Origin of the sequence: Rhodococcus sp. RDE2 (assembly GCF_020885655.1) — a bacterium.
Taxonomy (GTDB): domain Bacteria; phylum Actinomycetota; class Actinomycetes; order Mycobacteriales; family Mycobacteriaceae; genus Rhodococcus; species Rhodococcus pyridinivorans.
The window spans coordinates 48,734-69,305 of the sequence record NZ_AP025188.1 but is presented as its reverse complement, the minus strand read 5'-3'; the positions used below and the strand labels follow the sequence as shown (position 1 = coordinate 69,305).

Annotated in this window: 16 protein-coding genes and 1 pseudogene; 9 read left to right on the top strand and 8 right to left on the bottom strand. The window is 65.1% G+C overall.

Features of this window, described 5'->3' with window-relative positions; all coding sequences use genetic code 11:
* Nucleotides 1-244 precede the first annotated feature (244 nt).
* A complete protein-coding gene (locus LPH33_RS26550) occupies nucleotides 245-679 on the top strand; it encodes a MarR family winged helix-turn-helix transcriptional regulator (protein WP_324256246.1) in 435 nt (144 codons plus the stop codon).
* A gap of 489 nt (nucleotides 680-1,168) precedes the next feature.
* Here LPH33_RS26550 and LPH33_RS26545 read toward each other — a convergent pair whose 3' ends face one another.
* Complete coding sequence (locus LPH33_RS26545; protein WP_229568810.1) at nucleotides 1,169-2,947, bottom strand: Hsp70 family protein; 1,779 nt, start codon at nucleotides 2,945-2,947, stop codon at nucleotides 1,169-1,171.
* A gap of 196 nt (nucleotides 2,948-3,143) precedes the next feature.
* Here LPH33_RS26545 and LPH33_RS26540 point away from each other — a divergent pair, with 196 nt between their 5' ends.
* The 3 genes from LPH33_RS26540 (at nucleotide 3,144) to LPH33_RS26530 (ending at nucleotide 5,411) form a co-directional block, all read left to right on the top strand.
* The gene (locus LPH33_RS26540; RefSeq protein ID WP_229568808.1) at nucleotides 3,144-4,361 is read left to right on the top strand and encodes a DUF7373 family lipoprotein; all 1,218 of its coding nucleotides are present in this window, start codon (nucleotides 3,144-3,146) and stop codon (nucleotides 4,359-4,361) included.
* Nucleotides 4,362-4,794: 433 nt separating this feature from the next.
* Nucleotides 4,795-5,061, top strand: coding sequence for a hypothetical protein (locus LPH33_RS26535; protein WP_229568807.1), 267 nt, complete (start codon nucleotides 4,795-4,797; stop codon nucleotides 5,059-5,061).
* 23 nt (nucleotides 5,062-5,084) lie between these two features.
* Nucleotides 5,085-5,411 (top strand): ribbon-helix-helix domain-containing protein, encoded by a 327-nt coding sequence (locus tag LPH33_RS26530; protein WP_229568805.1) that lies wholly within the window; start codon nucleotides 5,085-5,087, stop codon nucleotides 5,409-5,411.
* A gap of 80 nt (nucleotides 5,412-5,491) precedes the next feature.
* Here the strand turns inward: LPH33_RS26530 and LPH33_RS26525 are convergent, their stop codons facing one another.
* Both LPH33_RS26525 and LPH33_RS26520 read right to left on the bottom strand, forming a co-directional pair.
* Entirely contained in the window at nucleotides 5,492-6,289 is a 798-nt protein-coding gene (locus tag LPH33_RS26525) for a hypothetical protein (RefSeq protein WP_229568803.1), read from the bottom strand.
* Between the two features lie 78 nt (nucleotides 6,290-6,367).
* Nucleotides 6,368-6,607, bottom strand: coding sequence for a hypothetical protein (locus LPH33_RS26520; RefSeq protein ID WP_229568802.1), 240 nt, complete (start codon nucleotides 6,605-6,607; stop codon nucleotides 6,368-6,370).
* Between the two features lie 174 nt (nucleotides 6,608-6,781).
* Here LPH33_RS26520 and LPH33_RS26875 point away from each other — a divergent pair, with 174 nt between their 5' ends.
* The gene (locus LPH33_RS26875) at nucleotides 6,782-6,916 is read left to right on the top strand and encodes a hypothetical protein (protein WP_267499202.1); all 135 of its coding nucleotides are present in this window, start codon (nucleotides 6,782-6,784) and stop codon (nucleotides 6,914-6,916) included.
* 212 nt (nucleotides 6,917-7,128) lie between these two features.
* On the opposite strand, the gene LPH33_RS26515 is transcribed toward LPH33_RS26875, so the two are convergent.
* Nucleotides 7,129-8,706 carry a hypothetical protein gene (locus LPH33_RS26515; protein WP_229568800.1) on the bottom strand — a complete coding sequence of 526 codons (1,578 nt, stop codon included), beginning with the start codon at nucleotides 8,704-8,706 and terminating at the stop codon, nucleotides 7,129-7,131.
* A 212-nt stretch (nucleotides 8,707-8,918) separates the two neighbouring features.
* Nucleotides 8,919-10,001 (bottom strand): DUF4238 domain-containing protein, encoded by a 1,083-nt coding sequence (locus LPH33_RS26510; protein WP_229568799.1) that lies wholly within the window; start codon nucleotides 9,999-10,001, stop codon nucleotides 8,919-8,921.
* Nucleotides 10,002-10,157: 156 nt separating this feature from the next.
* Here LPH33_RS26510 and LPH33_RS26505 point away from each other — a divergent pair.
* Nucleotides 10,158-11,369 (top strand): annotated as a pseudogene (locus tag LPH33_RS26505) (DEAD/DEAH box helicase family protein); the annotation flags it as partial.
* Nucleotides 11,370-12,106: 737 nt separating this feature from the next.
* Here LPH33_RS26505 and LPH33_RS26500 read toward each other — a convergent pair.
* The gene (locus LPH33_RS26500) at nucleotides 12,107-12,568 is read right to left on the bottom strand and encodes a hypothetical protein (protein WP_229568797.1); all 462 of its coding nucleotides are present in this window, start codon (nucleotides 12,566-12,568) and stop codon (nucleotides 12,107-12,109) included.
* A 189-nt stretch (nucleotides 12,569-12,757) separates the two neighbouring features.
* Between LPH33_RS26500 and LPH33_RS26495 the strand changes: the two genes are divergently transcribed.
* Together LPH33_RS26495 and LPH33_RS26490 are read left to right on the top strand one after the other, a co-directional pair.
* Nucleotides 12,758-13,267: an ATP-binding cassette domain-containing protein gene (locus tag LPH33_RS26495; protein ID WP_229568795.1), complete on the top strand. Its 510-nt coding sequence runs from the start codon at nucleotides 12,758-12,760 to the stop codon at nucleotides 13,265-13,267.
* Between the two features lie 265 nt (nucleotides 13,268-13,532).
* Nucleotides 13,533-14,531 carry a DUF4192 domain-containing protein gene (locus tag LPH33_RS26490; RefSeq protein WP_229568793.1) on the top strand — a complete coding sequence of 333 codons (999 nt, stop codon included), beginning with the start codon at nucleotides 13,533-13,535 and terminating at the stop codon, nucleotides 14,529-14,531.
* 347 nt (nucleotides 14,532-14,878) lie between these two features.
* Here LPH33_RS26490 and LPH33_RS26485 read toward each other — a convergent pair whose 3' ends face one another.
* Nucleotides 14,879-15,448, bottom strand: coding sequence for an HNH endonuclease (locus tag LPH33_RS26485; protein WP_229568791.1), 570 nt, complete (start codon nucleotides 15,446-15,448; stop codon nucleotides 14,879-14,881).
* Between the two features lie 10 nt (nucleotides 15,449-15,458).
* Entirely contained in the window at nucleotides 15,459-16,043 is a 585-nt protein-coding gene (locus tag LPH33_RS26480; protein WP_229568789.1) for a hypothetical protein, read from the bottom strand.
* Between the two features lie 246 nt (nucleotides 16,044-16,289).
* On the opposite strand from LPH33_RS26480, the gene mobF reads away from it, so the two are divergent.
* Nucleotides 16,290-20,567, top strand: a complete 4,278-nt coding sequence (gene mobF / locus LPH33_RS26475; RefSeq protein WP_229568890.1) for a MobF family relaxase — start codon at nucleotides 16,290-16,292, stop codon at nucleotides 20,565-20,567.
* Nucleotides 20,568-20,572 lie beyond the last annotated feature (5 nt).

Genomic DNA, 20,572 nt, shown 5'->3' with positions numbered 1-20,572 from the left:
TGGCGGTCACGGTTTCCGGGCAGCATTGATGAAGGCAGATTCACCGACCACAGCCCATCCCGCCCCACACTTGAGAGGGGGACACGAGGTCGACGCGGTAGCCGTCCGGAACCATGAGTAGGCTCGCAACCTAACAGATTTGTTCACTAGTTAACAAAAGGTGGAGATGATGTCCGACTCCTCGCTTCGAGCACAGACCCTCGCGCTGTGGAGTGAGCACAACCCTGCACTGGACACTTCCCCGATGGAGATCGTCGCCCAGATCAAACGCATCTCCTCGTTACTCGAGGTCGCCATCGAACCGGTCTACGCCGGAGCGGTACTCACTGCCGCCGAAGTGGAGCTTCTTGTTCCTCTGCGCTACGCAGACGCAGCGGTCACAGCGATCCGCCTCGCTGAGCTCCTCGGCATGTCGAGGGCAGGGGTGAGCAAGACCCTTGCCAACCTCGAGCGCAAGGGAATGATCAGTCGCACAACGAATCCCGCCGACCGACGGTCAACCCTGATTGCACTATCGGACGCAGGCATGAGCGCCGTCGACGACATGTTCCCCCGCGAACTCGAGGCACACGCAAGCCTGCTGGCAGGGCTGGCGAACAAACGGAAGAAGGTCCTCGCCGCGCTCAACGACCTGGCAGAGGCTATGGAATCTCCCCTCAACCTCCCCAAGGGAAGCTGACCGCTTGCGTGCCCGGTCAAGATCGAAGACCCGGTATCAGGAGGAGACGGTTCCCGGTGGAGCGTCATCTTTCCATTTTCGCACACACATTCGATAGACTGGTCCTGCGGTAGCTGCGGCGGAGCCCCGGCAACGGGTGCTCGGGAAGCGTCGCGGCTACCGCATTCCGGAGAAGTATGCGCCGAGGCGGGAAGAACCCGCTCACGGGCACGATGTCGACATCGGCCGACCTGGTTTGCTCCTCACCTGGGGAAATGACCCCTGCCGAGGCTATGGAGGGTGCAGTGAACTTGGGAGATCGAGTCCGTATCCGCCCGGCCGGCGTGTCGGTGTTCACGATCGTCGATGTCGACGACGAAGGCCGGTTCGTACTCGAATCGGTCGACGGGATCCCCGCCGGGTACCGGTTCCCGATGCGGGAACAAGACTTGATTCCGGAATAGCGCCGCGCTCTGCTCGGTGGAGACATCGTCAGGGTACGCGGCAGAATCAGCCGAAAAGCCCCAAAGCGCGGGCGAACGCTTCCGCACCCTCCACATCCGACTGCCCGTGCACGTGGACCTGCACACCCAGATCGGCATTGGCCACCGTGAACATGTCCGCGAACGTCGACATACTCAACGCCGCAGTGCCGGTGTCGTTCTCCCGCACACCGGCCGGGTCGTCGTAGCTGCGCATCGACAGAATCCGTTGCATCGCCGCGGTATTGCCGATCGCGCTGACCGTCACCGACACCGTGCTGCTGGCCGGCCCCGCGCTCACCCGGCCCGCGGTCAACGGCGAGGTCGCCTCGAGGTCACACGCGACCTCGAGGTTGCCCTCCTCGAAGCGGGTGGCCGTGCAGTTGCGCACCTGGCCGGCCAACGGTTCCGGCAGCCGGTCGGTCGCGTGCCGCGGATCGGCGCTGTCCCGCGCGACCGCCCCACCACTTCCGGCGGGCGCGGACGGCGCCGCACCGGCTGTGGCCGCACTGTCCCCATCCAGCCCGCGCACCACCGCGACCGCGACGCCGGCAACCACCACCAGCCCCACGACCACTGCCGCTGCCGTGGTTGTCGACCAGCGCCGCCCCGACACCCCCGCTGCAGTGATCGCCGCAGCCGCAGCCGTAGCCGTAGCGGCGGCGGGGGCCTGGGGTGCGGTGGCCGGGCGGCGGCGCAGCGGCACCGTGTCCAGACCCCCGGGTGTGGGGATAGTCTCGACCGTGAGCAGCGCGCCGTGGGCGACCACCGTCTTCGGATCGTCGAGGGTCGCGACTGGGCCGAGCTCGCCGACGCGGGTGTGCACCAGCGGGATCCGGGCAGAACCTCCGGTGAGATACACCGCCGTCAGGTCCTCGGGGCCGGTGATCCCGGCATCGGTGAGGGTGGCCCGTGCCAGGGCGATCGCCCGGTCGAGGTCCGGGCCGATCACCTCGTCGAACTCGCCGCGGGTGATCGTGGCTGTGTGACGGCCGGTACCGGTATCGAGGGTCACCGTCGCCGACGGCGCCTCCGACAGGTGCTCTTTCGCCGCCCGGATCTGCTCGTCGATGCTGCGCTGCAGATGCGGCGGCGCCGCCGCGACCGCCGCCGCGATCGCGGGGTCGCCGTCGCCGAGGTGCTCCTCGATCCACCGGCGCAACCGGGCATCGAACGTCTTGCCACCGAGCGAATTGTCGCCGCGGGCGGCGAGGACCTCGAAGCGGCCCTCCTCGGTGACGGCCAGGACCGCGACGTCGAGGGTGCCGCCGCCGAAGTCGAACACCGCGATCGTGGTGCCGGGGGCGGTGTCGGTGGCGCGGCTGTACTGATGCGCCGCGGCACGAGGCTCGGAGACCAGCTGCACCGCGGCGGGGTCGATCCCGGCGTGGGTGGCCGCCGCGATCAGCGTCGTGATCTGCTGCTGTGACCAGGCTTCCGGGTGGGTGAGTACCACCTGGTGGGGCGGGGTGCCGTTGTGTGCGGTCACGGCGCGCTGATAGACGGTGGCGAGCACCGGGGCGATCAGGTGCTCGAGGGGGTAGTCGTCGCCGTCGAGCAGGACGGCGGGGACCTGCCCGATCAGGCGTTTCGGGGACGGCAGGAACCGGGTCGGGTCCCGGTCGGCGGCGGCGAGCGCCGCGGTGCCGGTGAGGATCTGCTTTGTGCTGTCGGCGTACACCCCGGAGGGCAGCAGGTTGCTCTGATGGGTCAGTGGCAGTGTCTCGATGCGTCCGGTGAGCGCGCTGGTGTGCGCGGCCGCCGTGTTCGACGTGCCGAAGTCGATCGCCAGTGCCCAGCCTGCCACCACAAACCCCCCACAGTGTGCCCCCACGCGTGCGCGGTCATCATGACGCATCACCGGAGCCAGGGTGCACGCTGGGTACCTGCCCACCCACGCGCGGTGGGTGGGTCGGTACGGTCTGACCCGTTCGCACGCAGGGGGGTCGTGACGGACACCTGCATGCAGACATGCCCCTCACACACCAGAACAGGGGGGCACGATGACGAGACGACATGCGCGAACACGGGCGGCGATAGCAGCAATCACCACCGCCGCGGCAGTGGTATTGACAGGCTGCGCAGCCGACAGCGACGCCGCCGCCACTGCTACCGAGACCAGCACCAATAGCAGTGCTGGCGAGGCAACGGAGACGGTGTTGGTGCCGGCCGCACCCGGCGAACTCGATCCCGGCCCCTATCCCACGACGGCGATCGACACCGACACCCCGACGGTGCCCGACGAGGTCACCGGCACGTTCGTCGAATCCGAACGACTCGCCGAGTTCGTGGCACTGCCGATGGAGATCGACCCGGAGCTGGTCGAACCGATCAGCCACCGCACCGGCGTCGTGCCCGGACCGGAGTCCTGGGGGTTCCTGTTCACCGGGCAGCGCGACGACACGATCACCGCGATCGGTGAGGACACCGGCTTCTATGCGGGTTTTGCTACCGGCCGCCTCACCGCCGGACGATTCGGGGACGGCACCACCCGCCAGATCGTCCATGCAGTCCTGCAATTCCCGGACGCCGAATCCGCGCAGAACGCAGCCGCTGCGCTGCACCGCGATCGACTCGTACGGCCATGGTCCACGTTTTCCGATTCGCCGGTCGCCACCGAACATCAGGTCGCGTCCCTGCCGGGCAGTCTGGTGAGCACCGCGATCGAGCGAGAGACCATGTACGGAGCGGCGTTCACCCCGCACGGCCGGCATGTGATCTACACCTGGCTCGATGGGCCGCTCGATCATCAGGACTGGTTCGACGCGTCGCTGGCGAGGGCGCTCGAGGTGCAGCGCCCGCTGATCGACCGGTTCCCGGTCACCGAACCGGAAGACCTGGGGAGCCTGAAGATGGATCTCGATGATGTTCTGCGCCTGACTGTTCCGTTCGGTCCGGAGGAGGAGCGAACCCCCAACAGTGAGGCCGTGTACGGGCCTCGCGGTGCCGCACACCTGGCGGTCGATCAGGCCGGGTCCTTCGACGCACTCACCGCCACCGACACCACTCATCTGGCGATAAACAAGACGAACCTCTACCAGTCGTCGACTGTCGGCGGTGCGGAGGCGTTGTTCGATCGTCTACCCGGATTGATCCGCAACCGCGGCGCGGACACCGCGGTGACGGGGGCGTCCGGTCCGGCCGGGGTGCCCAACGCGCGGTGCTTCGACATCGTGACCACGCGATCGACGTACTCGGCGTGTGTGGTGCAGCGTGGATAGTATGTCGGGGAGATCTTCGGCACGGATCTGACGCAGGCGCACCAGCTCACGACTGCGCAGTACATGATCCTCGGCAGTGTCGCCGCGGGTAGCTGAGTATTCCCGCACACGAGAGTGGGGTGCCCCGGAGCCGGGGGGCGGCTACCGGGGCGTGGCCACGTCGATCGGGGGGATCGGGTGTGTGGCCACGCGACACAGTACGCGGCCGTGAATTGCGGGCCGGGATAAGGGTCCGCACAGGAGCCGCGATTCCCGGGATCCTTCACAAGGATGTGCCATCACCGCAGGCACAGGGTTATTTTCGATGTGGGGTCGTCGCGCTTGCGGTGCGGCGGCCGGTGACCGTGCCCTTGTAGCCCGGACTGCCGCTCGATTGTTCCGAATCGCCTATTTTGTACTACACAAATAGCCAATTGTGGACTACAGTATTACTATGGCGATCACATGGACCGACAGTGCACTCAAGCACGGCATCGACATCGAGGATGCGAAGTATGCCATCGCGCACGCGCACTACATGGAACAGGACTTCGACGAGCCCCGACCGCCGTCGACCATCCGGCCCACCCTGTTCCTCGGTCCGCAACGTCGACTCGGAGCACCGCTGCTCGAGGTCATGGTCGAGATCGGCCGACGTGACGTGACGATCTTCCACGTCATGGAGGCCCGTAAGAAGCACCTCGACCGGATGAACGACTGAGCACAGCAGGAGGAAAAAGAATCATGAGCAGCAAGAAGAGCAAGGATTACGACGCCGCCGCCCGATGGGCCGAGGACGACATGGTTCTTCCTCGCAATTCGACTACCGCCCGCCGCGGTGCGGACGCCGCCGCTGCGGGCCGGGCGCTGCTCGCCCGCGCACACGCCGGACGGCCGAGTCTCGACCCGCAGGCCGAGCCCGGCACCGAGTCGCCGAAGCGGCAGGTCCGCCTACCGCAGGCCGTCAGCGAGCAGGTCGACACCATTGCCGCCGCCCAAGGGCGACGTGCCGCGGAAGTCATGCGCGAGGCCATCACGCTGTACGTACAGGAGCATCAGAGCGCACAGTGAGCAGAGGCCCGCGCCCGGGCACGCCCCGGCACTCGACCACCAACGAGTGGAATCCCCATTCCGCCGGGCCGGCGCCGCGCTCACACGTCGGGGGCTGACTGCGGGGTGGGCCTGTCCCCGCGGGTCACGCGCCACCAGAGAGACGCCGGTCGGCGTGGGATCGGGTCGGTGATGATCAGATCGGCCCAGTCCGGATTACTCGTGTAGGGGCGGCGGCGTTCGCGCCACTGCTCCGCGAGGCGCACCACGTCCGGGGTGCTCATCGGAGTGGACATGGCCTCGAGTGTCTCGTCGAGCCACGGGATGTACTGGCGTATCGCCACGTTCGTCGCACTCGACCCGATGATCTGCGAGGCGAGGATGGTGGTGCGGTCACACTTCATCCGCCAGGCGACCTCGGCTTGATCGGCGACCGGAGACCGGTTCGCCCACCGGTTCGCCCACCGGTTCGGCGCCGTGGCGGGCTGCCGAGCAGACATCTCGACGCGGTGGGTGATCTCCTCGATGACCTCCACAGCGGCGACGCGGTCGAGTCCGTCGGGCAAGGCGGCGATCAGCTCCGCCGCCCGCGCTTCCAGCGGTGCGTATCCGCGATCCCCGGTCATGTACCAGAAGGTGTGTCCCGTCGCGAAGTACCACTTGTCGACGAGGCGTCGTTCGATGAGCGGCAGCCGGCCGGTGGCGGTGAACAGTTGCGCGGTGGTGGCCCGGGCCGTGTCACGTGCCGATTCCCATGCGGGATCTTCGACGTCTCTGCCGGTGGCGTGCACAGCGACAAGTTCGGTGCGGAGCTGGGCGACCGTCGCGGCGGCGCGAACGCGAATCGCATAGCGGCTCGTCGGTGTCCGCAGAGTCCACGGGGCCAGCGAAACCTTCATGGCGCCTTTCTTATTTGGTTCGGCACAAGGACGAGCAGCGGCAGCGTGTTGTGTAGCGCTCCTGATCTACCAGCGTGTTCATGTCCGATCTACTTCGAACTTCACGCCGCGGATGTCGGTTTCCCATAGGTTGAGATCGTAGGTCGGGCTGCCGGGGAGCTTGTGCATCTGAATACACGGGTTGCCGGTTTCGGGGTGCGGACCCCACCCGGCCTTGACTATCCAGTCTTGCTTACGGCGGCGTTCAGATCCGACTATGAGCGAGGTGATGACGTCGCCGGGCTGAAGGTCCGCGGGGTGATCTGTAGTGAAGCGCATGAGGGAATTATGTAGCAAAACTGTCGAAGTGGAGTCGCCCGAGCGCGCCGCTCCTGAGGCGCACCCGACCAGGCCGGATGGCGCGTCGGGCACGTTGGATACCGAACTGAACGGAAAAACTTGAAATTCTGACCACTCCGCGTCGTGACCCATCGAAATAAGGACGACCCCCTCATGACCGATCCCCACATCATCGACACCGACTTCGGATTAATCATGGTCCGCAACGAACTGCCGGACACGGTGACTCTGGCTGTGGACGACGGCTTGGACGCGCAGCGGGTGCTGTTTTTGAGGCGCACCAGCTGATCGACGCGCTCAACGCCGCGATCCGCGCAGTGCAGAACAGCGGAGAGTGAACGGTTAACGTTCGCACGGCATTCTGGGGCCGAAAGCTTGAGCCCCGCACATTCTGGCTGATTGCGGTGATGTGGGTGTTGCTGGTGGTGTGGTCGCTCATCGACGGTTGCTCTCGCTCGATTCTCACCACGTTTCGGAGCTCTCCCTGGGCTTCGATGAGGCTAGAGTCCGTACAACTTCAGCCCGACATGGTCGACGATGAAGCGCTCGCTCTCCGAGTCCATGGCGAAGTACACGCGCCCGACCTCATTTGGTGACGTGTGGTCACCCAATTTCAGGTGCGGTTCACGAATATAGGTCTTGCCTTCGAACGTGAACCGCTCTAACTTCTTCTTTCGCATGTACTTGTCCGTGGACGCCAGCGTGAGATTCCACTCCTGCTTGAACCAGTCGTCCGGGAGTACGCCCAACTGACACCCCAGTCGCCTGTACTCGATTGCCGCCTTCGTCAAGGCAACGAGAGCGTCCCGCATCACGTTGATGTTCGGGTAGTCGTCGCGCTTCCAAGACTGGTGCGCGCTACTAGTGAAGACGATCGCACCTTGGGCCTGTTTCCCAAGATATGACGCCAGATCGGTAAGGTCCCCGGGGTCGAGGTTGGGCGCCTCGGACCAATCGGGAACGCGAACCCCGCTCGACTGGCGTGCCCTATCAGCTTCCTGCCTCCAGTACTCCGCTGTCGCGGCCTGAGCCTTGTACCTGTCGCGCTCTTCCTCGACCTGCTCCAACCACGATTCGTATTGGTGGATTTCCGTCTTCTGGTCAGCAATGACTCGGGCTAGCGTCTCTACTTTCTTCGAAAGGTTTCCCTCGGATTTCGCTGCAGCTAGGTCGGCCGCGATCTGTTCGTTCCGGGCTGCGCGCTGGGCGGCTTTCGCCCTGCCGCGCAGCTGGTTGACGCCTCGAACGGTGACCGACACCGAACTCAGCATCCGAAAGAGCCGACCAGGAACGACCTGTACCTGGTCCGCCGTGAACATCGGGTGCCGAAGCGTGAGGTCCGGCCAGACGAGGCGAGCCCCACCGTATGGGATTGAAGCGTCGATGTTGTCGAGACGGTCCGCGAGCAAGCGTTGAGATTGGGCATCAACCGCAAGCACAGGTGCAAGGCCCGCGAGTTCACCTGCCGCATTGCGGGCGAGCCTCTCGCCGCCGTCATCTCTTCCGTCTACCAGAAGGATCGGCAACAGCCTTTCCCTTGCAGAAAGCGCCTCCCACACAAACTCTGCGTGCCTGGGGTTGACCCAGTTGAAGCGTCCGTCAACCCGGCTTGGCCCCGACCAGCATTGCAGATCACGGTCGCGGAGAATAGAGACGAGGAGGTGCGGTCTACGAAAGAAGTTGATCCCCGCAGGTGCGAGGACACCGTCGAGGGACTCCCGCCCCAGATCCAACCGTATTGCGGTGCGATCGCCTTCATCGAATACCGTGGCTATGCAGATGAAGTCGGCGCGCCCGCTCGTGGTGATCTCGGTCCTGACCGTGACAACCAGTGCACGGGTCTCCGCGGTCCCTTCTACTGACCAGGAGACCCGACGGCTGTCATTCCTGTCCTCCCGGTCCCCGACAAGGGTGGCTGTCCCGTCAGTCGAGAAGTCGCCAGCTGTCAGCACAGGGGAATGCTCGAAACTCACCCATTCGGCGAGCTGGTTCATCAGCCGATCGCGAACTCCCTCTGGCGTCAGCCCAACGGCGTCCGCAGGCCGAACATCCATCTCAACCACGTACAGAAGTTCCATCACACGGCCCTTTCCCGACACCTGGCACCAAACTAGCGATGAGCCCCAACACAATCGCGACTATGGGCACGGATGCGCGGCGGCGAGTTCGCAGGCGACGGATCGAGTGTGCTCGCACTGGCTTATCGCCGGGTCTCAACGGTCGTAGCGTTCCTCATCCACATCAAGTACATCGGACCACGCGATAATTCGTTGCCCGGCGGTGCAGGGGATCAGCTGGTCCAGCGCTGGAGGGGCCACGGCGGTGGGTCCGCCGCGTCGCTCCACCGAGTCGGCGGGCTCATCGCTTCCCAGAAGGTGGCAGCTTGTGCCGGGTCGAACTCCGGCATTCGAGGGAGTGAGATGTGAGCGCCGATGTCGCTACCAGGATGTTCGTACAGGAACCGTAAGCAGTGCGAAGCGATCTCGAGGTTGACGTCACCGGCTTCGGCCTCGGTGAGAGTGAACGGTTTGGTCAAGACCTGATCGGTCGGGGTGCCGACGAGAAGACGATGGGGATCGATCGGATACAGCAGGAGCGGAGAGTCGAACCGGGCGACCCGGGTGCGGGGCCAGTCGGGTGCCTGAACAGGGACGACCGGGTCGTCACAGGTGATCAGCGCAGTCTGAGAGGTCACCAGCCACCAGCGGCGCCGACAGGCGAACATCGGGACGATGTGGTTGCACCAGACTTTGATGCTGTTGTCGATCGCCTTCGCGGTGGGATCGGAACTGAATTCGGGACGGGCGAGGATCTGTTCGACGATCTCGGCATGCTGCTGTGGACTGTAGGGAATCCCGAGCGTTCGACAGATCACGGGAAGAGCTAGCCGGTTGCCGATGACAGTCCGTGGGTCGAACCGTTGAATGGCGGCGTCGAGGTCGAGTTCGAAGGCGCGGCTGCGGGGCGTGCGCTGGCTCTGGAGTGCGATGAACACCGCGAGGTTGTGCAGCAGGTTCGGATCCTTTACGCGACCGTCGGGGTGTCGGTCGAGAGCACGCAACCATCCGGCGGCCTTGTCCTCGATGCGGCCCATGTGGGTTTCGAACCATAGGTCCGGATGTTCGTCGGGATCGATGTCCTCGCCGGCGATCCGGTAGAAGAACTCCTCGTTGGCGATCGCGTCCGGGAGGTCGACATCGCCGGCGCCTGTCACGGTGTCGGTGAACCGCACCAGCTCGTCTTCGTCACTCCACCGCTTCAAATACATCTGCGGGACGAAGTGGTGACGACGGGTGCGCTGAGTGTTGTCCCGGGTGATCTGCTTGGACCGCTCGATCTCGATGTCGGTGATCCACTTGCTGGTGACCTGCACGAGGCGCACCGTAGCGTCGGTGTCCGACAGGAAAGGGACCGGGCGTTCAACCATGCCCGCGTCGTCACAGGGATGCGAGTCGAGTCCCGGTAACGTCAACGCCCGAACAGCAGGACAAGCCCGTCTCCGGGCGGGTGGAAATGAAAGCGGGCAGTAGTGGCGACATCGGTGCACGAAGTGATCGACGCGTTCCGGAAGGCACCGTCCAACTCCGAGCGGGGCACCAGGTTCGAACAGCTGATGGTTCGCTACTTCCAGCTCGATCCGATGCTCAGCCAACAGTACGAGCAGGTGTGGCGGTGGACGGACTGGCCTGGCCGCGACGGCAAACCCGACACCGGCATCGACCTCGTCGCCCGCGAACGCGACACCGGCGCCTACACCGCGATCCAGTGCAAGTTCTACGAACCCACCCACACCCTCGCCAAAGCCGACATCGACTCCTTCTTCACCGCCTCGGGCAAGAAACCGTTCACCAACCGAGTGATCGTCTCCACCACCGACCGGTGGGGAAAGAACGCCGAGGACGCACTCGAAGACCAGACCATCCCGGTGCAGCGCATCGGGCTCGCGGAAATCGCCGAATCCCCCATCGACTGGCACATCGAGGACTGGACCGACGGGATCCCGCAGGTCGACCTGTCCGAAGCCACACGCCACGAGCCCCGCACCCATCAGCAAGCGGCGATCGACGCGGTGTTCGCCGGGTTCGATGCCGGCCACGACCGCGGCAAGCTGATCATGGCCTGTGGCACCGGTAAGACGTTCACCGCGCTGAAGATCGCCGAACGCACCGCCGCCGAGAACGGCGGCAGTGCCCGGATCCTGTTCGCGGTGCCGTCGATCTCCCTGCTGTCGCAGACGCTGCGGGAGTGGACCGCGCAAACCCAGGTCGATCTGCGGGCCTTCGCGGTGTGCTCGGACACCAAGGTCTCCCGCGCCGCCGAAGACATCGGTCTGCACGATGTGTCGATCCCGGTCACCACCGACCCCGCCGCCCTCGCCGGTGAGATGGCGCACCGCAAACGCGCCAAGGGTCTGACGGTGGTGTTCACCACCTACCAGTCCCTCCCGGTCGTCGCGGCCGCGCAGACGCAGGGTGTGGACACCTTCGACCTGGTGATCTGCGACGAGGCACACCGCACCACCGGCGTCACCCTCTTCGGCGAGGACGAGTCGAACTTCGTGCGCGTGCACGACGGCGACTACCTCAAAGCCGACCGCCGCCTCTACATGACCGCCACCCCGCGGATCTTCGACGAATCCGTCCGCGAGAAAGCCGACGAGCACTCAGCGGAGTTGTCGTCGATGGACGACGAAACCAAGTTCGGGCCCGAATTCCACCGCCTGTCGTTCGGTGATGCGGTCCTCTCACCTGTCCATTTCGACAATGGCGGCTTGGAGGGCGCCTCACCGGAAAACTCTGAGGGCGTTGCTCTGGCGCTTGCGCCGGTACTAGCGGGCGCGCGGGGTTCGTACGAGGACAAGTCGCCCCGCACACGGCAACCGTAGTCAAAAGTGGCGACAACGTGCCAGGCTTTTCGTCATCACAGGCGCGTTTGCTTCGAGCCCACTGCCCGCCCAGTGCAGCCCTAACCGACGTAGGGAAGGCTCTCGACGATGTCGAGGCTCGCGCCGACGCACTGCAGCCTCCCTCAGGATCGATCAATACTTGTGCCCGGGGGGAGCATCAACCCAGTGACCGGCATTCGAGGGCGCACTGCCTGTGGCATTGGGCAGGTGGGACCATCTGGTGTGAGGAGTGCCGTCGCCGACGAACAGGGTGGCCCCCAAAAGGCCGTCACTGGTGTACCGCCACACGGGCGCCGTCGGATCTTGGCGTCGGTTGGCGGACCGCACTAGCATGCCGTATCCACCATCGGTGCCACCACAGCCCCGCAGCGATGAGCTGCTCGATCAGCTCACTCCGTCCCTGGGAGATGTCCGCCGTCGCTGAGTCGGTGTACTTCACCCAACGACCACAGGCGTGCATCTGCGGCCGCCTTGTCGTATCGCGATGATCGCGACCAGTCCAATGCAGATGACGATCTGATAGGCGGCGAAAGCCCACGTGTGCGGTTGCCACGATGTGATGGTCAGCAGCGTTATCGCGGCTCCCACTGCGACGAGGCTGTAGAACACCGGGTTCTCCGAATCGGGGTGACGCATGTTTTCGCAATGGTCGGAAGGGCAGCGATCGCATCAGCGAGGACTGCGAGCATGACCGCCATGGGAGCCTGGCCCAGACCGAGCCAGACGGCAAGCGCAAGCAGCGCTGCCACCGCACAGATGTAGTCGAACCGGACCAGGCGTATGTTGGCGCGACGGCTGGACAGTGCTGTGACGACGACGATCAGAGGCCCGATTCCGGCAGCCAAAGTCATCACTGCCGGCAATCCCACGCCAGCATTTATCTGGGCTCCGAACCCGATCAGGGGAGCACTCGCCCACAGTGTCCAGGTGACGAGATTCGGACAGGTGAGGCCGCGCGCTGTCGTGTAGGCATAGCGGAGACTGCCAATCACACCGAGCACGGCGCCGACGAACACCCAGTGCGGATCGAGCATGATGTGCCTTTCTCGCGCGGTGACGCACGGGTATCGAGCCCAGACCTGTACGGGACTGTTTCCCTCCGTGAATCCGAAGCCGCCAGGTGAGAGCGGATCTATCATCCGAACATGGGTGCTGTCGGGACACCGCTCGTCAGCGTCGAGAATCTCACCCGACGGTTCGGGCCTCGGCGGGGCGTCACCGATGTGAGTTTCCGCATCGACGAGGGTGAGGTGTTCGGCTTCCTGGGCCCGAACGGTGCCGGCAAGTCGACGACGATCCGAATTCTGCTCGGACTATATCCAACATCCGGCCAAGTGAGGGTGTTCGGCCTCGATCCGACACGCGAAGCATCCCGAATACTGGCGCGAGTGGGCTATCTGCCAGGCGAGTTGGCACTGTATCCCCAGCTGACCGGTGGACAGCTCCTCGACCGTTTCGCCCGGATGCGGGGGCTGAGCGATCTCCGGTACCGCGATGAACTGGTGGACCGGTTCGGCGCGGAACTCGACCGGCCGGCCCGGACGCTGTCGAAGGGCAACCGGCAGAAGATCGGCCTGGTCATGGCGTTCATGCACCGGCCCGATTACGAATCCGGTCAATACAGCGCCGCGCAGCTCTGCGAGATCAGCGGGCTCTCCAGGTCGGCGATGTATGCGGCACTACGACGTGCACGCGATGAAACAGGAAAGACACTGCAGCTCGAAACAGTGTGACTGAGCTCCGCTGCGCTCCGCCCTGCTGAAAAGCCTTCTTTTTCCCTTCTGGCCTTCCGATTTTGACCGGCGGTGACCTGCGCGCAACCCCTGGGCGCTTCGCGGCCTACGGCCCGGAAAATTCTCTCCTCCGCTGCGCTCCCCCGAGATTTTTCCGTCCCAGAAGTTGCACTCCGGCCCCCTCATGCCGGTCTACATCTCCTTTGCCAGAAGGCAAAAAGAACAGGCGGGCCGAGCAGGTCCGCCGTGACCGTGAGGAGTGGTCATGTCCGACCGCATTCAGATCAAGAGCATCGGCGAACTCATTGCAGCGCTGCCGACCATGCTGGGCTTCGTTCCCGCTCAGTCGATCGTGATGGTCTTCCTCAATGCCGGAGTCCCGTCCTTCGTTGCCCGCACCGACTTCGGTACGGGAGGCCAAGCGCTGACGGCCGAGGCGATCGTCAAGACGAGCGAGTCCGACGCGGTGGTGATTGTCGCCGTGGCGAAGGACCGGACGTTCCGCGAAGTGCTCGACGAGTGCGACAGCGTCAGTGCAGTTCTGCTCGCACTCGGCCTCATTGAGCAAGACCTCTACTACACCCCGAGCATCGGGGGCGGGGAGACATGGACCGACATGCGCACGTTCGAGACTGGCACCGTGGTCGATCCGAGCACGACAGAACTCGCCGCCGCAACTGTTCTCGCAGGTAAGACCGTCGTGGCAAGCCGCGACGAGATTGCCGCCCGCTACCGGCGCGAGGGATCGAAGATCACCGATCGCCGCCGCGCACGCAAGGCCAAGGAAGTCATGGGCGAGAACTTCGCACGCAACGTCATCAGCGAGCTGGCCGACACGGTGACCGAGCGCCAGGAGCCGTCGGCCGCATTCGCAGCGCGCATCGGGTTGTTGCTCACCACCGACCTTGTGGCCCGAGATGCGATCCTCGGGCTGGCGGTGATCGATCCGGCAGCCGCGTCCGAGACGATGGCAACGGTCGCCCGCAAGCTTCATGGCCCCGAGCGAGTGGCGGCACTGACAGTCGCCGGATTCTTCGCCTACGTGAACTTCCAGGGACCGGACGCAGGATGCGCGTTCGATGCTGCCCGCGCCGAAGCCGACCAGCACCCGCTGTCCGACACACGACTGCTCGAGCTGGTGGACGAAGCACTCACCACAGGTCTGCACCCGAAGAAGATGCGTGGACTTTCCGGCACCGGAGTCGGGATCGCCCGCGGAAAGTTCGGCATCGAGCTGCCCGCCCCCGGCGACAACTGGATCTAACACACGCAAGCGTGGCCCCCGGAATCGGTAGTTCCGGGGGCCACGCCCGTTGCGCAGGAACGTTGTTCAGGCATCGAGCCTGAACAACGTTTACGCAAGACTCACAGTACCCAGTATGGGCCGGGCGTCTACCGTCCGAACGCGTCGCCGTCCGGCTCTGTCGGGAACACGATGTCGATCCGATCAGAGACGGTGCATGGGATGCACTCACCGCCGACGATCGCCTCGAGGTCACTGTCACTCGGTCGGTGTAGATGCTTCGTCGCGTCGTACAACTGCTTCTCCACGTGCGAACGCTCCATCGCCTATGGCCTCTCATTTCTCACCGACCACGGTGGCCGACCTTCTCAGAACAACGTTCCCTGCCAGTCGCCGGGGTTCGTCTTCGCGTGGAACAGTGCTTCTTCGTCGTACCCATCTCGCAACGCCTCACGGATCGCCAGCGAACGGTCGTAGCGCGAGCGCCCCTGACCGTCGAGCAGGGAGCGGCCCGACATTCTTCCGAGAGCAATGGCGTAGCGAACATTCTCACTGTGCGTGGACTTCACGAGGTGATCGTTGCCGACCCGCACGCACAACGGCTCATTGCACTTGTGCTCGCAAACCACGGTCGGATCGAGAGGCCCGTGCACCAGCTCCACCGAGAACCGGTGCGCGAGCATCGTGCGCTGACGGTTTTCGCGTTGGAAGTTGAACCGCCCGTATCCATCAGGTGCGCTGATCGCACCGACCCAATACCAACACGTCGGTGACTTGACAACCTTCGACCAGAACGAAGCGATGTTCTCCCGCGAGGGTGTCAACGATGCATCGACCACGCGCACCCGACGAGGTGGATCCGACGACTCTTTCCTGAGGTACTCGACATCCGCCGCCAAGAATCCGAAGTCAAGTGGCGGCTCGCTGTCAGCACTCATGACCGCAGCGTCATGACGCTGCGGTCACCGGCTGCTTGTCGTCGGCAGCAGGCGCCGGGGTCAGGGTAGCCGTCGCGGGTGAGGAGACAGCGCCCGACGCGGCCAGGTCGTCCTTCGCCTGCTCGATGATCCTCTTCGCTTCCCGGGTGCTCACGCCCAACACAGGCGCAAGTTCGGCGGGCGACGCGCTCTCGCTGAACTCCACGATCGCCAGTGCGTACTCGCGCAGCAGCGACGACTCATGGTCCTGCTCGTCCGGAGTCATATGTGCGCCGGCGGTTTCCGCTTCCGCCTTGATCGCCTCGATCTTGGCGGCATACTCGTCCTCGATCTTCTGCTTCATTCGCTCGATGCGCTGATCTCTTCTCCGTTCCAGCTGTTCGATCTTGCGCTGCGGCGAAGCTACTCGCGCCTCCACTGTCGCGTCCAGCTTTGCCAGTTCCGCGGCGGCTTCGTTGATCGGAGCTGCCAGCACCCCCAGTTCTTCTTGACGCGCAAGGAGTCGTTCTCGTTCGCGCCGGAGGTTCTCGCGCACGTTCGGTGCGGTATGCGGGCGGAGGGAGCGGCGTGCCGCCGCATTCGAAGATGTGGCCATAGGCCGCAGTGTATCGGCTCGCTGCGCTCGCGGGGGTTCCGCGCTTGGGAGCCGTGTCGCCTTGGCATGTCACAGCTCTGGTCACCTTCCGACGAAAAGGCCTCCTCAAAGTGCCTAACACCTGCAGCGCCGCTGCTCTTTCAGAACCGTCAAGGTCCTGAAAGACCTTGGTCTGACCTGCGGCCAGACCAAAATTCCCACACACCTCATGCACTAAAGGTGCGACATGGCATAATCGGCGCCGTGATGACCGTCCACAAGCTCAACGCTGGGGACGGCTATGTCTATCTCACCAAGCACGTCGCCAAGGGCGACGCCACCGAGTCCCGCAAGCCCGATGCGGTCGACTACTACGTCGCCAAGGGCACCCCGCCCGGCGTGTGGTGCGGGAAACTGGCCGAGAAGGTCGGTGTCGAGGTCGGCACCGAAGTCACCGAATCCGCGATGCGGTCGGTGTTCGGTGCTGCGCGTACTCCGACTGCGTTGGACACCAAGCCCGGACCCGAAGCCTCGGTCGAAGAGCACCTGAACTGGTCCCAGAGCACCGCCCTCGGACGGGCGTTTTCGTGGTTTCAGAACAGTCAGGAGTACGTCCACGACGTCGAGGAACTGTGCACCGCCTACAAGGCGCAGCATGGGGAATACCCCGACACTCAGACCAAGAAGGACATCCAGTTCGCCACCGCCCGCAAGCACCTGAGCCGCGAAAGTGCTGAGCAGGCCGGGCTGCTCAGCGATGAAAGTGTGTGGAAGTTCATCACCGAGCAGTACAGCAAGGCGCGGCAGCCGGTGGCCGGCTATGACCTGGTGTTCACCCCGATGAAGTCCATCTCGTTGCTGTGGGGCCTGGGCGACGATCAGGTCAAGGCCGCAGTTGAAGAAGCCCACAAGCAGGCCGTGGACGAAGCATTGGAGTGGATCGAAGGTCACGTGATCTACACCCGCCGCGGCAAAGGCGGGGAGCGCAAGGTCAAGGCCGAAGGGCTGTTGATCGCCCGGTTCGATCACTTCGACAATCGCGCTGCGGACCCGAACCTGCACACCCACAGCGCCGTGCTCAATCGTGTCTATGCCGAAGGCCGATGGACCACCATCGACGGGTCCATTCTCTACAAGGCGAACGTGTCGGCGTCGGAGAAGTACAACACCCGGGTGGCCGATCTCGTGGCCCGCAAGCTCGGTGTCACCTTCGCTCCGAGGCCGGATACGCCGGTCGGCAAGCAACCGGTCTACGAGGTCGAAGGCATCCCGTTGTCGCTCATCGAGGAGTTCTCCCGCCGCGCCGCGATTGAGGCACGCCAGGAAGAGCTGGCCCGCGACTACAAGACCCGCTACGGCAAGAACCCGCCGAAGAAGGTGCAGTACGCCCAGGCGCAACAGGCCACCTTGGACACCCGCAACGCGAAGAATCCCCCACGCTCCCTGGCCGAATTGCGGGCCGAATGGCGCGAGCGCGCCGAGGCGATTCTCGCCGGGAACAATCCCGCCGAGCTGGTCGAATCCGTCCGCGGGGAACGGGACCGCCGACCGGAGTTGACTCCCGGGCAGGTGCCGGCGCTCGTCGATGAGGTCGTCGACACGCTCTCGCGCAAGGTCGGTTCGTGGACGGTGTTCTCGGTGACCGCCGAGATCGAGAGGCGCCTGCGAGAGTTCAGTTTCGCCGACGACGAGCAGCTACGCGCGCTCCACGATGGTGCACTCGAACTCGCACTGCGCGACTACTGCCTGCCCATTGACATCGAGGAGTATCACCTGCCCGAGCGGATCAGCGACCGCGTCGAACGGGGACGTCGGCGCAGCCTGCTGGTCGATCGCGCGCAGATGCGTTACACCGCGCAAGCGGTTCTCGACGCCGAGGACTTCATGCGTGAGCAGGCCCGGATGGATGACGAGCACATCGTGGACGACCGGATCATTCGCCGCAAGATCCGCGCCGTCGAGGAGGCGAACGGCCACGAGCTCGGTGCCGATCAGCTCGCCATGATCGAACACTTCCTCACGGCCGGCAAACGGGTCGCGGTGGCGGTAGGTGCGGCCGGTGCCGGCAAGACCACCGCCGCGACGATGATCGCCCGCGCCTGGGAAGCGGTCAACGGAAACGTCATCGCTCTGGGGCCGTCGGCCCGTGCCGCCGAAGTGCTCGGTGAGGAAATTTCGGTGCAGGGCCGCACCATTGCCGACGTGCTCACCCGCCACCGCGTCGGCATCGCAACCGGCATCGGCAAGGGTGATCTGTTGCTGGTGGACGAGGCGGGCATGGCATCGGCCCGCGATCTGGCCGACCTGACCCGCATCGCCACCGAGTCCGGTGCGGTGGTGCGGTTGTTGGGTGATCCGCAGCAGCTCGCTTCCGTCGAAGCCGGTGGCGTTCTGCGTGATCTGGCCGATCGCACCAACGCCCCGTTCCTGCGCAAGGTCCACCGTTTCGCCACCGTCGGTGAGGCCGAGGCGAGCCTGCGCTTGCGCACGGGCGATGTGACGGTGCTCGAGTGGTACGAGCAGAACGATCGCATCCGGCAGGGCATGGCGCACGAGCTGGCCGATGCAGTGTTCGACGCCTACGTCGCCGACGTCGAAGCCGGGCAGGTCGCGTTGATGGTCGCCCCCACCAACGATCTGGTGCGCCAGCTCAACGAGAAAGCCGCCGCCTACTACCGCGCCAACGGCACCGTTACCGGTCCCGGCATCGTCCTGGCCGACGGTCTTGAGGCCGCTGTCGGGGACGTGGTGGTCACCCGGAAGAACAATTCGAAGTACGTCGTCGAGGACTCCGACGGCAACACCTCGGGCCGGGTGAAGAACGGCGACCTGTGGACCGTGGCTGCCATCGGCGACGACGGATCGCTGCGGCTGCGCAACAACATCAGCGGCGGCCAGGTCACCGTCGCCGCCGACTACATCACCGACAACGTGCAACTCGGCTACGCGACCACCGTGCACCGCTCGCAGGGCATGACGGTGGGAAGTTGCCATGTGCTCGCCGGGGCGAACATGGATCGCCAGTCGTTGTACGTCGCGCTCACCCGCGGCAAGAACACCAATATCGTCTACGCTGCCAACGACGAGCTGCCCGACTGGGACTTCGAACATCGCCCGGATGAGCATCCCGGCGCGATCGGTCTGCTCGCGAAGATCATCGCCCGCGACGGTTCCCAGCGCACCGTGCACCAGATGATCGAGGACGAACAGCGCAAGGCCGCGTCCTGGTCGAAGATCGTCGATATCTACATGCTGGCCGTCGGGGAGCTGTACGCGGACTACACCGAACAGCTCCTGGGCCGGATTCTCACCGACGAGCAGTTCGGCTGGGTGCACAGCCTCGGCGGGTGGGATCAGATCGTCACCTACGTCGCCCAATCGGAAACCTTCGGCTGGGACACCGAGACTCTGCTGCGCGAGGCCGCCGCCGTGATGAGCTCCGAAGGAAGAGCCGGCCGGATCGACACCGAGACCAACTCCCCCGGCCAGGTCATCGCCCGCGCCCTGAAGAACCGCATCGACAACTCCGACGGAGCGCAACTGCCACGCCGCCGCACCGACGCGGTAGCCGCCTACCGCGTGCCAGCACTGACCGACGCCGCGGCCGCAACCGATCCCATCCTCGCCGCCTACGCCCGCTCGTGCGAGCAGCAGATGCACGCGTTCATCGACTCCTACACCACCACCGCCCTCGAACAGAACGCGCCGTGGATCACCGCCATCGGCCAGCGGGGAACCGATCCCCGCCGGGTGCGGCTGTGGGAGGCCACGGTGCGGGAAATCGCGGTCTCGCGGGTGCTCGCCGACGCCCCCGCCGACGAGACCGATCCGATGGCGCACATCCGGCAGGCACGCCAGGGTGCGGTCGAGACGAACATCGAGCGGTTGCGCCGACCCGAGGACACCCGCGGCGAGGTGGCCGGACCCTACGCCCGCTACAGCGACGCCGAGCTGGTGTCCGCGCAAGGTGTCAGCCGGGGACGGCTCACCGAAGATGCGATGCTGCTGTCGCTGGCCCGCGACGAACTCGAGCGGGCACGAGGGGAGATGTCCGCCCTCTCGGGCGTGGAGCGGTCCCTCGCACAGGTCGAAATCGACGAACGCAACATCGCGGTGGTGCGTGCTGCCCGCACCCGACTCGATGCCCTGACCCGGTCCCCGCACGTGACCGAACACCAGATCGCCGCTGCCCGCGCCGCTGTGACCGCCGCCGAACAGGCAGCGCCGCCTGAGCAACGCTGGGCGGTGATCGAACGCGGTGCACAGCACTACCGCGCCGCCGAAGCCGCCAAGGCCCGCGCCCGCGCCACCGACGATCAGACCATCGGGCGGATCACCGACCGCATCACCCGACTCGAGGAATCGATCGCCGCCGAACGCACCATCCTCGGCCAGATCGACGCCGAACTCGCCCGACGCAAGGCCGGCGGACCCGACTACACCACCGGCACGTCGACGCGACAGACACACACCGATTCGGGGGCGAACGTCCAGTTCGGTCTCGACCCCCTCGACCACGACACCGGTCCGGAACGGGACCTGTAGGCCCG

Excerpts from the sequence above, each read along its gene's own strand:
- LPH33_RS26550 (WP_324256246.1), top strand. The coding sequence starts at position 245 with ATGGAGATCGTCGCCCAGATCAAACGCATCTCCTCGTTACTCGAGGTC.
- LPH33_RS26515 (WP_229568800.1), bottom strand. The coding sequence starts at position 8,706 with ATGGAACTTCTGTACGTGGTTGAGATGGATGTTCGGCCTGCGGACGCC.
- LPH33_RS26525 (WP_229568803.1), bottom strand. The coding sequence starts at position 6,289 with ATGAAGGTTTCGCTGGCCCCGTGGACTCTGCGGACACCGACGAGCCGC.
- LPH33_RS26490 (WP_229568793.1), top strand. The coding sequence starts at position 13,533 with ATGTCCGACCGCATTCAGATCAAGAGCATCGGCGAACTCATTGCAGCG.
- LPH33_RS26500 (WP_229568797.1), bottom strand. The coding sequence starts at position 12,568 with ATGCTCGATCCGCACTGGGTGTTCGTCGGCGCCGTGCTCGGTGTGATT.
- LPH33_RS26535 (WP_229568807.1), top strand. The coding sequence starts at position 4,795 with ATGGCGATCACATGGACCGACAGTGCACTCAAGCACGGCATCGACATC.
- LPH33_RS26540 (WP_229568808.1), top strand. The coding sequence starts at position 3,144 with ATGACGAGACGACATGCGCGAACACGGGCGGCGATAGCAGCAATCACC.
- LPH33_RS26530 (WP_229568805.1), top strand. The coding sequence starts at position 5,085 with ATGAGCAGCAAGAAGAGCAAGGATTACGACGCCGCCGCCCGATGGGCC.
- LPH33_RS26485 (WP_229568791.1), bottom strand. The coding sequence starts at position 15,448 with ATGAGTGCTGACAGCGAGCCGCCACTTGACTTCGGATTCTTGGCGGCG.
- mobF (WP_229568890.1), top strand. The coding sequence starts at position 16,290 with ATGACCGTCCACAAGCTCAACGCTGGGGACGGCTATGTCTATCTCACC.
- LPH33_RS26520 (WP_229568802.1), bottom strand. The coding sequence starts at position 6,607 with ATGCGCTTCACTACAGATCACCCCGCGGACCTTCAGCCCGGCGACGTC.
- LPH33_RS26875 (WP_267499202.1), top strand. The coding sequence starts at position 6,782 with ATGACCGATCCCCACATCATCGACACCGACTTCGGATTAATCATGGTC.
- LPH33_RS26480 (WP_229568789.1), bottom strand. The coding sequence starts at position 16,043 with ATGGCCACATCTTCGAATGCGGCGGCACGCCGCTCCCTCCGCCCGCAT.